The sequence below is a fragment of the Gottfriedia acidiceleris genome (assembly GCF_023115465.1).
GTDB classification, from domain to species: Bacteria; Bacillota; Bacilli; order Bacillales; family Bacillaceae_G; genus Gottfriedia; species Gottfriedia acidiceleris_B.
In genome coordinates this window covers 32,838-46,687 of the sequence record NZ_CP096034.1, presented here as the reverse complement: position 1 = coordinate 46,687, position 13,850 = coordinate 32,838, and the positions used below count along the sequence as shown (strand labels likewise).

Sequence of the window (13,850 nt, the reverse complement as noted above, 5' to 3'; positions counted from 1 at the left end):
CTACAATCCCTCCTGTAGCTCTATAATCATTTGCTCTAAAACCATTAACATATTTGCGTTGGATGTTAATCGTTTTTTAGCAAAAAGGATGATTTCTAAACAAGTGGTTATTTTCTCTAATGAAATACGATTTAATGCTTGTCTCATTAATGGTTCTTCATTTTTAAAAACAACATTTTGATCTTGCTCAGCATATATATATAGCATATCTTTAAAGGCTAATACAAGCATATCAAGCATCATTTGTAACTGTTCCTTCGTATCGAAATGACGAGAAACATTTTGTTGTATGACTAGAAGACTATCTTTTTTTGTTGTTAATAATGCTTCATATAATTCTATCACTAAATCTCTAGCTTGTGCAAACCATTCTTCTTCAGCAATTTGAAGTGCGACTGCCTCACTATTTGTTAATCTTGCTAATAATGGTACTAAGTTTGATTGGAGCTCGATCTTAACTAAATGTTCTTCAAAGTATTTTGTTGGTAATGGATTAAAATGGATTGATTGACAGCGAGATTGTATCGTTGGCAAAATTTGTTGTACTTGTTCAGTTAATAAAAATGCAGTTGTAATTGAGACCGGCTCTTCCAAAAATTTCAATAAAGAATTAGCTGCATTTGTCGTCATTCGATCAGCATGGTCTATTATATAAATTTTTCGATTCGATTCAACAGCTGTTTTAGAGAATTCTTCTTGTAATTGTTGAATTTGATGTTTCTTTATTGAAGCTTCTTCGGGTTCAATTACATAAACATTTGGGTGATTACCAGAATCGACACGCTTACAATTACGACAAGTTCCACAAGGTGTAGCGCCACTTACATTCTCACATAGTAATACTTTTGTGTAGTATAATGCAAGTTCACGTTTACCAGTTCCTCTTGGGCCTTCAAATAAGTAAGCATGAGCTACCCTGTTCTTAATTACTGCATTTTTTAACATTTTTGTGGCAACTGGCTGACGCTCGCTTAGTTTCTCCCAAGATGTTTTCATGTTTACACCTACTCATATCTATAAATTAATCAATTATCTATTTAAATTGTGTCGTTTTTTAAATCGTTTTACTAATTACTTAAGCTTAACATTTGGCCTACTCTTAAGCTATTGATGCAAGTAATTTTTTAGTTAAGTTCCGAAAGTATTCTTTATTCTATTATACCAGTTCCGTCATGTTATTGTTCATGTAATCAATATTGTAACTAATTAAATTTCTTCTATTTTTTCTAAAATGACATTCAAGGTATCATTAAATACTTGATCGACCTGATTTGAGGCATCAATTCGTTTAAAGCGCCATGGCTCTCTCTTCATAATTTCAGCATATCCACTTTGAACTTTTAAATGAAAATCTAGTTCTTCTAAATCCAGTCGATTGATTTCTCTCTCATCTGCTTGGTGAACTCTATTTAGTCCAACTTTAGGGTCTAAATCAAAGTAAATTGTCAAATCAGGCATTAAACCATCGATTGCAAATTGATTGATATTATAAATTTCATCTATTCCGATTCCTCTACCAACACCTTGATATGCAAGTGAGCTATCTACAAATCGATCACACAACACGATTTTCCCTTCCGCCAACGCAGGGATTACTTTCTCTGCTAAATGCTGTCTCCTTGCTGCAGCATAAAGTAGTGCCTCCGTACGCTTGTCCATTTCAATATTCTCTGTGTCTAATATAATATTTCTTATATTTTCAGCAATCCGTATACCACCTGGTTCTCGAGTGGATATAAAATTTACACATCTTTTACGAAGTTCTTCCGATATCATATGTATAATTGTTGTTTTCCCTGCACCCTCTGGTCCTTCAAATGTAATGAATAAAGATTTCAAGTGTGTTTCCTCCTAAATCAATACTTCAATTTGTAAATTTTGATCTTCAATCAAATTTTGAATCGTCATTCCATATTGATATACATCATGAATATAATCAACATGCTTAGTAGTAATTAGTTCCCCTTTTAGTAAAATCGGAATTCCTGGTGGATATGGAACAATATTTTCTGCAGATATTTCTCCTACCGAATCTGCCAGATTTTTTACCAGCTTCCTTTTTTTCTTTAAGTCAGCGTAACTATGTAAAACTGTACTCGTAAAATTAGGTACATTAAGCTTAGGTTGTTTATTTTCAATATATTCCATTGATTCAGTTGCTTTTTTTATACGATTAATAAGGTCATCAAAATCCATTTTTTCATCTAGCGGAAGGATGAACAGAACATGTGCCCAATCTGATAGTTCAGAATAGATACCCTCATTTTCAAATATTTCCTGTAATTGCTTACCTGTATGTCCTTTTTTACTTTTAACGATTACTTTTAGTAAATCTTGTGTATAGTTTATACGACTTGATGTAACAATTTGTATACTAGCTAAATATTTAACTTCTTTAATAAATTCAGCAATTTTTTTTTGAAGTATTTTCACCTTATCATGAGAAAATGTTTCGACAAAACTCCTTGCGTAATCCAAGGAAGCCATGATTGGATAAGAAGGACTGCTGCTTTGTAGCATTCTCAGCATTTCTCTTACTTTATCTCTGCAAATGAATTTTGATTTTATATGTAAATATGAACCCATTGTCATTGCAGGCAAAGTTTTATGCGCTGATTGTATTACAATATCAGCGCCCATAGAGAGCGCATCATTTGGAAAAGGATCGCCAACTATAAAATGGGTTCCATGTGCCTCATCGACTATCGTTGGAATCTTCATACTATGAGCAAACTCAATTATATTTTTTAAATTCTGAGACATTCCATAGTAATTAGGATTTGTTAAAATCATTGCTTTTGCTTTTGGATAATTTTTCATTACATTCATAGATTGCTCACTGTTTACCCCAAGTGGTTGTCCTAGCTCTTCATCAATATCTAATGGCAAGAATATAGGCTTTGCTCCAGCAAGTAAAAGACCATGAAAAATTGACTTATGACAATTACGTTGTACCAATACTTCATCATTTTCGCCACATAACGCTAAAATAGCAGCTAGATTGCCCACAGTTGATCCATTTACTAAAAAGAAACTTTCTTCTGCATTGTATACTTTCGCTAACATTTTTTGAGCCTCACTGATCACCTCTGAAGGATAATGTAAGTCATCTAAGCCATTTAATTCCGTCACATCATAATTTAATATATTTGGTAATCCTAATTCATTTATAAAAGTGTGCTTTCCATTTTTATGACCTGGAACATGTAGAGATAATGTCTCTTTATTTACAAACTGCTTCAGTGCATTTAGTAATGGCATTTTATTCATCAATAACGCTTCCTTTAATTTATGCAATATATTTGTATGCATCGTTATACTAGTATATTTTTTGTTGGATTTTAAATTTAAATAATCCAAACATACTTACTTTTAGACATTTTAATACAACGACCTACTTCAAAAACCAATATTTTATAGACAATATAAAAACCGATTATATTTACAAGTTCTCTCCATTACTTAAAGGCCCAGTCACTAAAGGGGTGACCAAACAGTAATAATTATGGCAGAGGTACCTGTATATAGAATCGGTCCTTCACTTTATATCTTATTTTAACTTACAAAAACTTATTAGACTACTACTATTAGTCTATTACGCTTTTGCTAATGTCTAATTCGCAATTTCTTCTTTCACCGTACTAATACATCTTAACTTCTCTACAAAGGAATTGTATATAGGTGCGTCTGTTTCAGTTTTTACGATTTTCTTTTCACACTCTTCACAAACGAATGCTTCAATAATATGAATACCATGTTCCTTTTTCTCTTCACAAACTATACATTTTGATAAACCATTCACCTTTATTCCTCCTAAAAGTTTTTTTCCAGTGCAATTTACGATTGATTAAACAATTTTGTTTATTATATAGTTTTGCAAATTAAAAACTTTTTATACAATTTAGGGCCTATTTTTTTGTAATATATGAAAATAGTTCTAATTTTGTGCTCTATATTTTAAATATTTTTTCTTACATGATACTACTTTCCTTCTCTGACTTTATTTTTGTTCCTGTTAACTAATATTTAAAGGACTACATTCGTTTGTAGTTTCAGAAGACTAGCCGTCAAAGGCTTGTTTTCTTCAATACTTTGCCTGCCTTCCTGTGCGGTGCTCATTAGTATATAAGTTAACTCCTGTGCCACGAGATTACAGTAACCTAATCCAATCCCTTTAAGCGAAGCACCAGCGAAATTAGCTTTGTTTAAATACATTGATCAAGCTATGATATTTTACTTTAATTCCTTAAATTTTTTCTATATTTGTTAATACAAAAAAACATCAGCCTAATAGCTGATGTTTTGGTTACCAGGCGACGTTCTACTCTCACAGGGGGAAACCCCCAACTACCATCGACGCTGAAGAGCTTAACTGCCGTGTTCGGTATGGGAACGGGTGTGACCTCTTCGCACTAATCACCTGATTTATAGAGTTGTACTTCGTACCCTCAAAACTAGTTAATGTCATCATCAAACTTGTTAGTTAAGTCCTCGACCGATTAGTATCAGTCAGCTCCACGTGTCACCACGCTTCCACCTCTGACCTATCAACCTGATCGTCTCTCAGGGGTCTTACTAGCTTAACGCTATGGGAAATCTCATCTTGAGGGGGGCTTCATGCTTAGATGCTTTCAGCACTTATCCCTTCCACACATAGCTACCCAGCCATGCTCTTGGCAGAACAACTGGTACACCAGCGGTGTGTCCATCCCGGTCCTCTCGTACTAAGGACAGCTCCTCTCAAATTTCCTGCGCCCACGACGGATAGGGACCGAACTGTCTCACGACGTTCTGAACCCAGCTCGCGTACCGCTTTAATGGGCGAACAGCCCAACCCTTGGGACCGACTACAGCCCCAGGATGCGATGAGCCGACATCGAGGTGCCAAACCTCCCCGTCGATGTGGACTCTTGGGGGAGATAAGCCTGTTATCCCCGGGGTAGCTTTTATCCGTTGAGCGATGGCCCTTCCATGCGGAACCACCGGATCACTAAGCCCGACTTTCGTCCCTGCTCGACTTGTAGGTCTCGCAGTCAAGCTCCCTTATGCCTTTACACTCTTCGAATGATTTCCAACCATTCTGAGGGAACCTTTGGGCGCCTCCGTTACTCTTTAGGAGGCGACCGCCCCAGTCAAACTGCCCACCTGACACTGTCTCCGAGCCGGATCACGGCTCTAGGTTAGAATTTCAATACAGCCAGGGTAGTATCCCACCGACGCCTCCACCGAAGCTAGCGCTCCGGCTTCTCAGGCTCCTACCTATCCTGTACAAGCTGTACCAAAATTCAATATCAAGCTGCAGTAAAGCTCCACGGGGTCTTTCCGTCCTGTCGCGGGTAACCTGCATCTTCACAGGTACTATAATTTCACCGAGTCTATGGTTGAGACAGTGCCCAAATCGTTACGCCTTTCGTGCGGGTCGGAACTTACCCGACAAGGAATTTCGCTACCTTAGGACCGTTATAGTTACGGCCGCCGTTTACTGGGGCTTCAATTCAGAGCTTCTCCCGTAAGGGATAACCCCTCCTCTTAACCTTCCAGCACCGGGCAGGCGTCAGCCCCTATACTTCGCCTTGCGGCTTCGCAGAGACCTGTGTTTTTGCTAAACAGTCGCTTGGGCCTTTTCACTGCGGCTCTCCCGGGCATACACCCAAAAGAGCACCCCTTCTCCCGAAGTTACGGGGTCATTTTGCCGAGTTCCTTAACCATAGTTCTCTCGCTCACCTTAGGATTCTCTCCTCGCCTACCTGTGTCGGTTTGCGGTACAGGCACCTATTTCCTCGCTAGAAGCTTTTCTTGGCAGTGTAGAATCAGGAACTTCGGTACTATATTTCCCTCGCCATCACAACTCAGCCTTATGATGTGCGGATTTGCCTACACATCAGCCTAATTGCTTGGACGCGCATATCCAGCAGCGCGCTTACCCTATCTTTCTGCGTCCCTCCATTGCTCAAACGGAAATGAGGTGGTACAGGAATATCAACCTGTTGTCCATCGCCTACGCCTTTCGGCCTCGGCTTAGGTCCTGACTAACCCTGGGAGGACGAGCCTTCCCCAGGAAACCTTAGGCATACGGTGGACGGGATTCTCACCCGTCTTTCGCTACTCATACCGGCATTCTCACTTCTAAGCGCTCCACCAGTCCTTACGATCTAGCTTCAACGCCCTTAGAACGCTCCCCTACCACTGATACCATACGGTATCAATCCGCAGCTTCGGTGATACGTTTAGCCCCGTTACATTTTCGGCGCAGAGTCACTCGACCAGTGAGCTATTACGCACTCTTTAAATGGTGGCTGCTTCTAAGCCAACATCCTGGTTGTCTAAGCAACTCCACATCCTTTTCCACTTAACGTATACTTTGGGACCTTAGCTGGCGGTCTGGGCTGTTTCCCTCTTGACCACGGATCTTATCACTCGTAGTCTGACTCCTATGGATAAGTCATTGGCATTCGGAGTTTGACTGAATTCGGTAACCCGTTGGGGGCCCCTAGTCCAATCAGTGCTCTACCTCCAAGACTCTAACACATAAGGCTAGCCCTAAAGCTATTTCGGGGAGAACCAGCTATCTCCGAGTTCGATTGGAATTTCTCCGCTACCCACACCTCATCCCCGCACTTTTCAACGTGCGTGGGTTCGGACCTCCATTCAGTGTTACCTGAACTTCATCCTGGACATGGGTAGATCACTCGGTTTCGGGTCTACGACCACGTACTATATCGCCCTATTCAGACTCGCTTTCGCTGCGGCTCCGTCTCTTCAACTTAACCTTGCACGGGATCGTAACTCGCCGGTTCATTCTACAAAAGGCACGCCATCACTCGTTAACGAGCTCTGACTATTTGTAAGCACACGGTTTCAGGTTCTCTTTCACTCCCCTTCCGGGGTGCTTTTCACCTTTCCCTCACGGTACTGGTTCACTATCGGTCACTAGGTAGTATTTAGCCTTGGGAGATGGTCCTCCCAGATTCCGACGGAATTTCACGTGTTCCGCCGTACTCAGGATCCACTCAAGAGGGAACGAGGTTTCAACTACAGGGTTTTTACCTTCTTTGACGGACCTTTCCAGGTCGCTTCATTTACCCCGTTCCTTTGTAACTCCGTATAGAGTGTCCTACAACCCCAAGAGGCAAGCCTCTTGGTTTGGGCTATCTTCCGTTTCGCTCGCCGCTACTCAGGAAATCGCTATTGCTTTCTATTCCTCCAGGTACTTAGATGTTTCAGTTCCCTGGGTCTGTCCTCAGTACCCTATGTATTCAGGTAAAGATACTACTCCATTACGAGTAGTGGGTTTCCCCATTCGGAAATCTCCGGATCAAAGCTTACTTACAGCTCCCCGAAGCATATCGGTGTTAGTCCCGTCCTTCATCGACTCCTAGTGCCAAGGCATCCACCGTGCGCCCTTTCTAACTTAACTAATTTTAAAACTAATTGAATTAAACTTACGCAGTTTAATGAATGACATTATCTAGTTTTCAAGGTACAAAATAAAAAAAATGGTGGAGCCTAGCGGGATCGAACCGCTGACCTCCTGCGTGCAAGGCAGGCGCTCTCCCAGCTGAGCTAAGGCCCCATTATGATATTACAAAAGATATGGTGGGCCTAAATGGACTCGAACCATCGACCTCACGCTTATCAGGCGTGCGCTCTAACCAGCTGAGCTATAGGCCCATATCTATAATAGAAGGATAATCCTTCAAAACTAAACAAAACAATGAAGAAACATTTCATACATGAACCATCGGTTCATGATGTCTCCATAGAAAGGAGGTGATCCAGCCGCACCTTCCGATACGGCTACCTTGTTACGACTTCACCCCAATCATCTGTCCCACCTTAGGCGGCTGGCCCCTAAAAGGTTACCCCACCGACTTCGGGTGTTACAAACTCTCGTGGTGTGACGGGCGGTGTGTACAAGGCCCGGGAACGTATTCACCGCGGCATGCTGATCCGCGATTACTAGTGATTCCGGCTTCATGTAGGCGAGTTGCAGCCTACAATCCGAACTGAGAATAGTTTTATGGGATTAGCTCCACCTCGCGGTCTTGCAACCCTTTGTACTATCCATTGTAGCACGTGTGTAGCCCAGGTCATAAGGGGCATGATGATTTGACGTCATCCCCACCTTCCTCCGGTTTTTCACCGGCAGTCACCTTAGAGTGCCCAACTAAATGCTGGCAACTAAGATCAAGGGTTGCGCTCGTTGCGGGACTTAACCCAACATCTCACGACACGAGCTGACGACAACCATGCACCACCTGTCACTCTGTCCCCGAAGGGAAAGCCCTATCTCTAGGGTTGTCAGAGGATGTCAAGACCTGGTAAGGTTCTTCGCGTTGCTTCGAATTAAACCACATGCTCCACCACTTGTGCGGGCCCCCGTCAATTCCTTTGAGTTTCAGTCTTGCGACCGTACTCCCCAGGCGGAGTGCTTAATGCGTTAACTTCAGCACTAAAGGGCGGAAACCCTCTAACACTTAGCACTCATCGTTTACAGCGTGGACTACCAGGGTATCTAATCCTGTTTGCTCCCCACGCTTTCGCGCCTCAGCGTCAGTTACAGACCAGAAAGTCGCCTTCGCCACTGGTGTTCCTCCAAATCTCTACGCATTTCACCGCTACACTTGGAATTCCACTTTCCTCTTCTGCACTCAAGTTTCCCAGTTTCCAATGACCCTCCCCGGTTGAGCCGGGGGCTTTCACATCAGACTTAAGAAACCGCCTGCGCGCGCTTTACGCCCAATAATTCCGGACAACGCTTGCCACCTACGTATTACCGCGGCTGCTGGCACGTAGTTAGCCGTGGCTTTCTGGTTAGGTACCGTCAAGGTGCCAGCTTATTCAACTAGCACTTATTCTTCCCTAACAACAGAGCTTTACGACCCGAAGGCCTTCATCGCTCACGCGGCGTTGCTCCGTCAGACTTTCGTCCATTGCGGAAGATTCCCTACTGCTGCCTCCCGTAGGAGTCTGGGCCGTGTCTCAGTCCCAGTGTGGCCGATCACCCTCTCAGGTCGGCTACGCATCGTCGCCTTGGTGAGCCGTTACCTCACCAACTAGCTAATGCGCCGCGGGCCCATCTGTAAGTGATAGCCGAAGCCATCTTTCAATAAAGGAACAGGAGTTCCTTTATGTCATCCGGTATTAGCTCCGGTTTCCCGAAGTTATCCCAGTCTTACAGGTAGGTTGCCCACGTGTTACTCACCCGTCCGCCGCTAACTAATGGGAGCAAGCTCCCATTAGTCCGCTCGACTTGCATGTATTAGGCACGCCGCCAGCGTTCGTCCTGAGCCAGGATCAAACTCTCCATAAAAGTTAAGTTTAAATCTTGTATTGCTCAAAAAACTAATAATTGACGTTTACTTCATGTTTTGTTTAGTTTTCAAAGATCATCTTGTTTTTTAACAACTTAATTAGTTTATCACCTTCGACAAAATCTGTCAACAGTTGTTTTTTCTTTTTTGTTATCGCCATCAGCGACGTATATAAATATAACATCCCCTCGATAAACGGTCAACAGTTTTTTAAAACTTTTTTATATATTTTTTTATACGATATAAATACCAATTACACTTAACGCTACAATACCTGGAACACCTAATACACTTAAGAATGCACAAGTAACAGGATTAATTGGAATATGAAAATTATTCGAAGCTAAAGCATAGTTTAGTATAAATACAATCATGACACATACAATGCCTCTTAGTACGTATTTGCTAATTAGTTTTAAAGCTTTAACTGGTAGACCTACTAATAATAAAAATAAGATTACAAACAATACAACTGAAATCATAATAATACTATTCACCACAAAAAAACTCCCCTCATATAACTTGTACACCTTTTACTAAGATTGTATGAGAAAAGAAACTAATCAATGACAAAAAACATTAATAAAAAAGAGCCTATTGCCTAAACAATAAACTCTTTTACCTATTTCATTTTTGTTATTAAAACATTTCTAGCCTTTGCTTCTTTTAATAAGAAGAAATATTTGGCTTGGTAAAGCTTAACATGAATTAATAGATCCTCTGGTGGATCTACACTTCTTTCCATTAACTCGACCTGACTTAAGTAAATGTCTTTGTAGTCATGTAGTCTATCAACTAACTTTTCATCAAATTCTTTACGAATCTTTCCTTTTTTTCGAAAAAAACCCATGGTCTCTCTCCATTAATCAGTTTCTAAAGTTCTCTTCTACCTTCCAGAGCTTTCGAGAGTGTAACCTCATCTGCATATTCTAAGTCTCCGCCTACTGGTAGACCATGTGCGATTCGAGTAATTTTTATACCCGTAGATTTTAATAGCCTAGAAATATACATAGCAGTTGCTTCACCCTCTATATTCGGGTTGGTAGCTAAAATAATTTCTTGAACTACATCATCTTTTAGTCTGCTCAATAATTCCATAATTTTAATGTCTTCAGGTCCAACTCCCTCCATAGGAGAAATTGCACCATGAAGTACATGATATAAACCTTGATATTCTCTCATTTTTTCCATAGCAATAACATCTTTCGTATCTTGCACTACACATATCGTAGATTGGTCTCGATGTTGATCACTACAAATATAACAAGGGTCTTGATCAGTTATATGGCCACATTCTGAACAGTATTGTAATTTTCTTTTCGCATCTATCATTGATTTTGCAAAGTCTAATACGTCGTCTTGCTTCATATCTAACATAAAAAATGCCAGTCGAACGGCCGTCTTGGGACCAATCCCTGGCAATTTCATAAAACTATCTATTAATTTGGATATCGGCTCAGGGTAATGCATTTGTCTTACCCTTAAAATAATCCTGGAATATTCATTCCTTTAGTAAACTGCCCCATTGTTTTAGCTGTTTCATCTTCAATTTGTTTAATAGCATCATTAGTTGCAGTTAAAACTAAATCTTGTAGCATTTCAATATCATCTGGATCTACTACTTCTTCCTTAATAGTAACTTCAACAATTTGTTTTAATCCATTAGCTGTAACAGTTACCATTCCACCACCAGCTGTACCAACAAATGTACGCTCGTTTAATTCATTTTGTGCTTGTTCCATTTGTTTTTGCATTTTTTGCATTTGTTTCATCATATTATTCATATTGCCCATTCCGCCACGCATCATTTTCATTTCCTCCAATATAGTTATTCTTTAATTATTACTAAATCTTCACCTACAAGATTGATTGCCTCTTGTACGATTGGTGAAACTTCTGTTGAAGTCTCTTTTTGTTTTGTTGTATTTAAAAATGAATCCCTAGTCGATCTCCAATCTTCTTCGGGAATTGCTAACATATTCATTTCTGCACCTAATAAATTTGATAATGTTTGATTAATCGTTGTTAAGTGCTCTTGTTCACCATTATTATTGATTAAATCACATATTGTCTCTGATTTAAAAGCAACAATACACTGTTCAGATGAAGCTGCCACAACTTCACCATAAGAAACTAATGTCGCAGTAGAAACTTTATTTTGTTGCCTTAATTGATCTTGAAGTGATGTCCAAACTGCTAAAACTTTATTTTTTTCTGGTTTAGAAGCAGCTCTTAATACACCTTGTATTAGGCTACTTGGTATTTTCGAACGAGATGTAGTCGATTTCGTTTTTGGACTAGTAGGGGAATCATTTGTTCCACTTACTGTAATACCATTTTCCTTTAAAAATTTCATTTCTTTTTCAAGAGCGTTAATTTTATTAATTAATGGTGTCAGCTCGTCCTGTTTTTTACCGATACCGCTCATGGAAGCTTTTTGACAAAGTTGTACAATTGCTACCTCAAGTAAAACTCTCGGATGATTAGTCCATTTCATTTCTTGCTGACTTTTACTTAATGAAGCGATAATCTGATAAACTAACTCATCATTGTATGCATCGCAAAGCTCTTTAAATCGGTCACTAACTGTTGCTCTCTCAAGTAACTCAATTGTACTTGGTGAGTGCCTATATAATAGAATATCTCGATAATAAACTGTTAAATCTTCTATAAACCGAACTGGGTCTTTACCTTGGTTTAATAGTTCTTCAATATTAGTCAGACAAACTGACACATTACCATCTATTATTGCTGAAACAACGGATATTAAACGCTCTTGAGCCACTGTGCCTGTTACCGCTAAAACATCATCTAATGAAATGGATTCATCGCTATACGAGATAGCTTGATCTAGAATGCTGAGTGCATCCCTCATTCCACCTTCAGCAGCACGAGATAGCATCATCAAAGCTTCTGGTTCAATTGCTGTTTGCTGGTGATTCAGAACAACTGTCAATCGATCTGAAATCGTTTGAGCACTTATCTTATGAAAATCAAAACGTTGACATCTCGAAAGAATCGTCAATGGTATTTTATGTGGTTCAGTAGTAGCTAATATAAAGATAACGTGACTTGGAGGCTCTTCTAATGTTTTTAATAATGCATTAAAAGCCCCTATTGATAACATATGGACCTCATCTATTATGTACACTTTAAATTTGCCTACAGAAGGAGCATATTTAACTTTTTCTCGAATATCACGTATTTCATCTACACCATTGTTTGATGCAGCATCAATCTCAATTACATCTGAAATTGATCCATCAGTAATTCCTTTACAAATGGCACACTCATTACAAGGCTCATTAGTAGGTGCATGTTCACAATTTAAAGCTTTTGCAAAGATTTTAGCTGTACTCGTTTTACCTGTTCCACGCGGACCTGTAAACAAATATGCATGTGATACTTTTTGCTGAAGAAGGGAGTTTTGTAACGTTCGTATAATATGATCTTGACCTACGACATCTTTAAATTGCTGCGGTCTCCACAAACGATATAATGCTTGATAAGTCAATTGGTTTCCTCCTTCTTACAAAGTCATCATTATTATACCCTATGTAATGAATTCATGGAAAATATTTTAAAGAAAACAAAAAAACTCACTCAAAATTGAGTGAGTTTTTATAAAGTTACTGCCGTGCACCACTCGTCGATGCACTACCCCAGGCGTTACTTAAACAGTTAGCTCGGCCCAGGCACCCCTACGGCACACGAGATGGCTCACTTATTGCTGCTTCCTTCCGGACCTGACAAGGTTCATGAGTTCTCGTTGCGTAGGACCCAGACGTCAACACCACTTATTTAAGGCAGACCCTGAAATAGATACACCTCGGAGTGGAATTCAGTCTCGCTAGAGCGGATTGCGAGTACAGGGCACCGCTACCTCCCCACCTAGCACGGCAAAGTTAAAACCTAATTTTATACCGCTGATTGAAGCGGTATTTAAAGTATATACGATGCGAAATAAAAAATCAATCCTTGTCCTTATGAAGGTAAATTTTTCTTTCTAGATCGCAGCTCTCTAAAGAAATCTGTTAATAATTTACCACATTCTTCTTCTAATATACCCGAACTAACTTCACAACGATGATTAAATCGATCTTCTTGCAAAAGATTATATATTGATCCACCACATCCTGCCTTCGGGTCTTTTGCACCATAAACGACTCTTGGAATTCTTGATTGAACGATGGCTCCCGCACACATTGGACAAGGTTCCAGCGTTACATAAAGGGATGTTTCCTCTAATCGCCAAGAATCCATGATTTTACACGCATCTTCTATTGTACTCATTTCTGCGTGACCTAAAGCTGTTTGTTTTGTTTCACGTAAATTATAACCTCGTGCAATGACTTGGTCGTTGTAAACCAATACAGCTCCAATAGGTACTTCCCCTATTTGCTTTGCTTTTAGTGCTTCTTCTATTGCCAACTTCATATAAAACTCATCATTATTCAAACTTTACACCTCTTTATTTCTTTAAACAAACAAATATTCTTTTTACGAGTAGATAAACTAATCATAGATTGGAGTGAA

10 protein-coding genes, 2 tRNA genes, 3 rRNA genes and 1 other RNA gene are annotated in these 13,850 nt (G+C 39.9%); all 16 read right to left on the bottom strand.

Annotated elements, in window-relative coordinates:
• Complete coding sequence (holB, locus tag MY490_RS00210) at positions 1–996, bottom strand: DNA polymerase III subunit delta' (protein WP_248267556.1); 996 nt, start codon at positions 994–996, stop codon at positions 1–3.
• A 210-nt stretch (positions 997–1,206) separates the two neighbouring features.
• A complete protein-coding gene (gene tmk / locus MY490_RS00205) occupies positions 1,207–1,839 on the bottom strand; it encodes a dTMP kinase (RefSeq protein ID WP_248267555.1) in 633 nt (210 codons plus the stop codon).
• Between the two features lie 12 nt (positions 1,840–1,851).
• Positions 1,852–3,270 carry an aminotransferase class I/II-fold pyridoxal phosphate-dependent enzyme gene (locus MY490_RS00200; RefSeq protein ID WP_248267554.1) on the bottom strand — a complete coding sequence of 473 codons (1,419 nt, stop codon included), beginning with the start codon at positions 3,268–3,270 and terminating at the stop codon, positions 1,852–1,854.
• A 343-nt stretch (positions 3,271–3,613) separates the two neighbouring features.
• Positions 3,614–3,802, bottom strand: a complete 189-nt coding sequence (locus tag MY490_RS00195; protein ID WP_248267553.1) for a sigma factor G inhibitor Gin — start codon at positions 3,800–3,802, stop codon at positions 3,614–3,616.
• Positions 3,803–4,308: 506 nt separating this feature from the next.
• Positions 4,309–4,424: ribosomal RNA gene (gene rrf / locus MY490_RS00190) — 5S ribosomal RNA — on the bottom strand.
• Positions 4,425–4,479: 55 nt separating this feature from the next.
• A 23S ribosomal RNA gene (locus MY490_RS00185) occupies positions 4,480–7,417 on the bottom strand.
• An 80-nt stretch (positions 7,418–7,497) separates the two neighbouring features.
• Positions 7,498–7,573, bottom strand: a tRNA-Ala gene (locus tag MY490_RS00180).
• A 21-nt stretch (positions 7,574–7,594) separates the two neighbouring features.
• Positions 7,595–7,671: transfer RNA gene (locus MY490_RS00175), tRNA-Ile, on the bottom strand.
• Positions 7,672–7,763: 92 nt separating this feature from the next.
• Positions 7,764–9,313: ribosomal RNA gene (locus MY490_RS00170) — 16S ribosomal RNA — on the bottom strand.
• The 16S, 23S and 5S rRNA genes sit together here with 2 tRNA genes alongside, the layout of an rRNA operon.
• Positions 9,314–9,547: 234 nt before the next feature.
• The gene (locus MY490_RS00165; protein WP_248267552.1) at positions 9,548–9,814 is read right to left on the bottom strand and encodes a pro-sigmaK processing inhibitor BofA family protein; all 267 of its coding nucleotides are present in this window, start codon (positions 9,812–9,814) and stop codon (positions 9,548–9,550) included.
• Between the two features lie 122 nt (positions 9,815–9,936).
• On the bottom strand, positions 9,937–10,164 hold the full coding sequence (locus MY490_RS00160) for a YaaL family protein (RefSeq protein ID WP_248267551.1): 228 nt from the start codon (positions 10,162–10,164) through the stop codon (positions 9,937–9,939).
• A gap of 23 nt (positions 10,165–10,187) precedes the next feature.
• The gene (recR, locus tag MY490_RS00155) at positions 10,188–10,784 is read right to left on the bottom strand and encodes a recombination mediator RecR (protein WP_248267550.1); all 597 of its coding nucleotides are present in this window, start codon (positions 10,782–10,784) and stop codon (positions 10,188–10,190) included.
• An 11-nt stretch (positions 10,785–10,795) separates the two neighbouring features.
• Positions 10,796–11,122 carry a YbaB/EbfC family nucleoid-associated protein gene (locus MY490_RS00150; protein ID WP_432707028.1) on the bottom strand — a complete coding sequence of 109 codons (327 nt, stop codon included), beginning with the start codon at positions 11,120–11,122 and terminating at the stop codon, positions 10,796–10,798.
• A 20-nt stretch (positions 11,123–11,142) separates the two neighbouring features.
• Complete coding sequence (gene dnaX, locus MY490_RS00145) at positions 11,143–12,828, bottom strand: DNA polymerase III subunit gamma/tau (protein WP_248267549.1); 1,686 nt, start codon at positions 12,826–12,828, stop codon at positions 11,143–11,145.
• A 121-nt stretch (positions 12,829–12,949) separates the two neighbouring features.
• An RNA gene (gene ffs / locus MY490_RS00140) (signal recognition particle sRNA large type) lies at positions 12,950–13,214 on the bottom strand.
• A gap of 84 nt (positions 13,215–13,298) precedes the next feature.
• Positions 13,299–13,772, bottom strand: a complete 474-nt coding sequence (tadA, locus tag MY490_RS00135; protein ID WP_248267548.1) for a tRNA adenosine(34) deaminase TadA — start codon at positions 13,770–13,772, stop codon at positions 13,299–13,301.
• Positions 13,773–13,850: the final 78 nt, after the last annotated feature.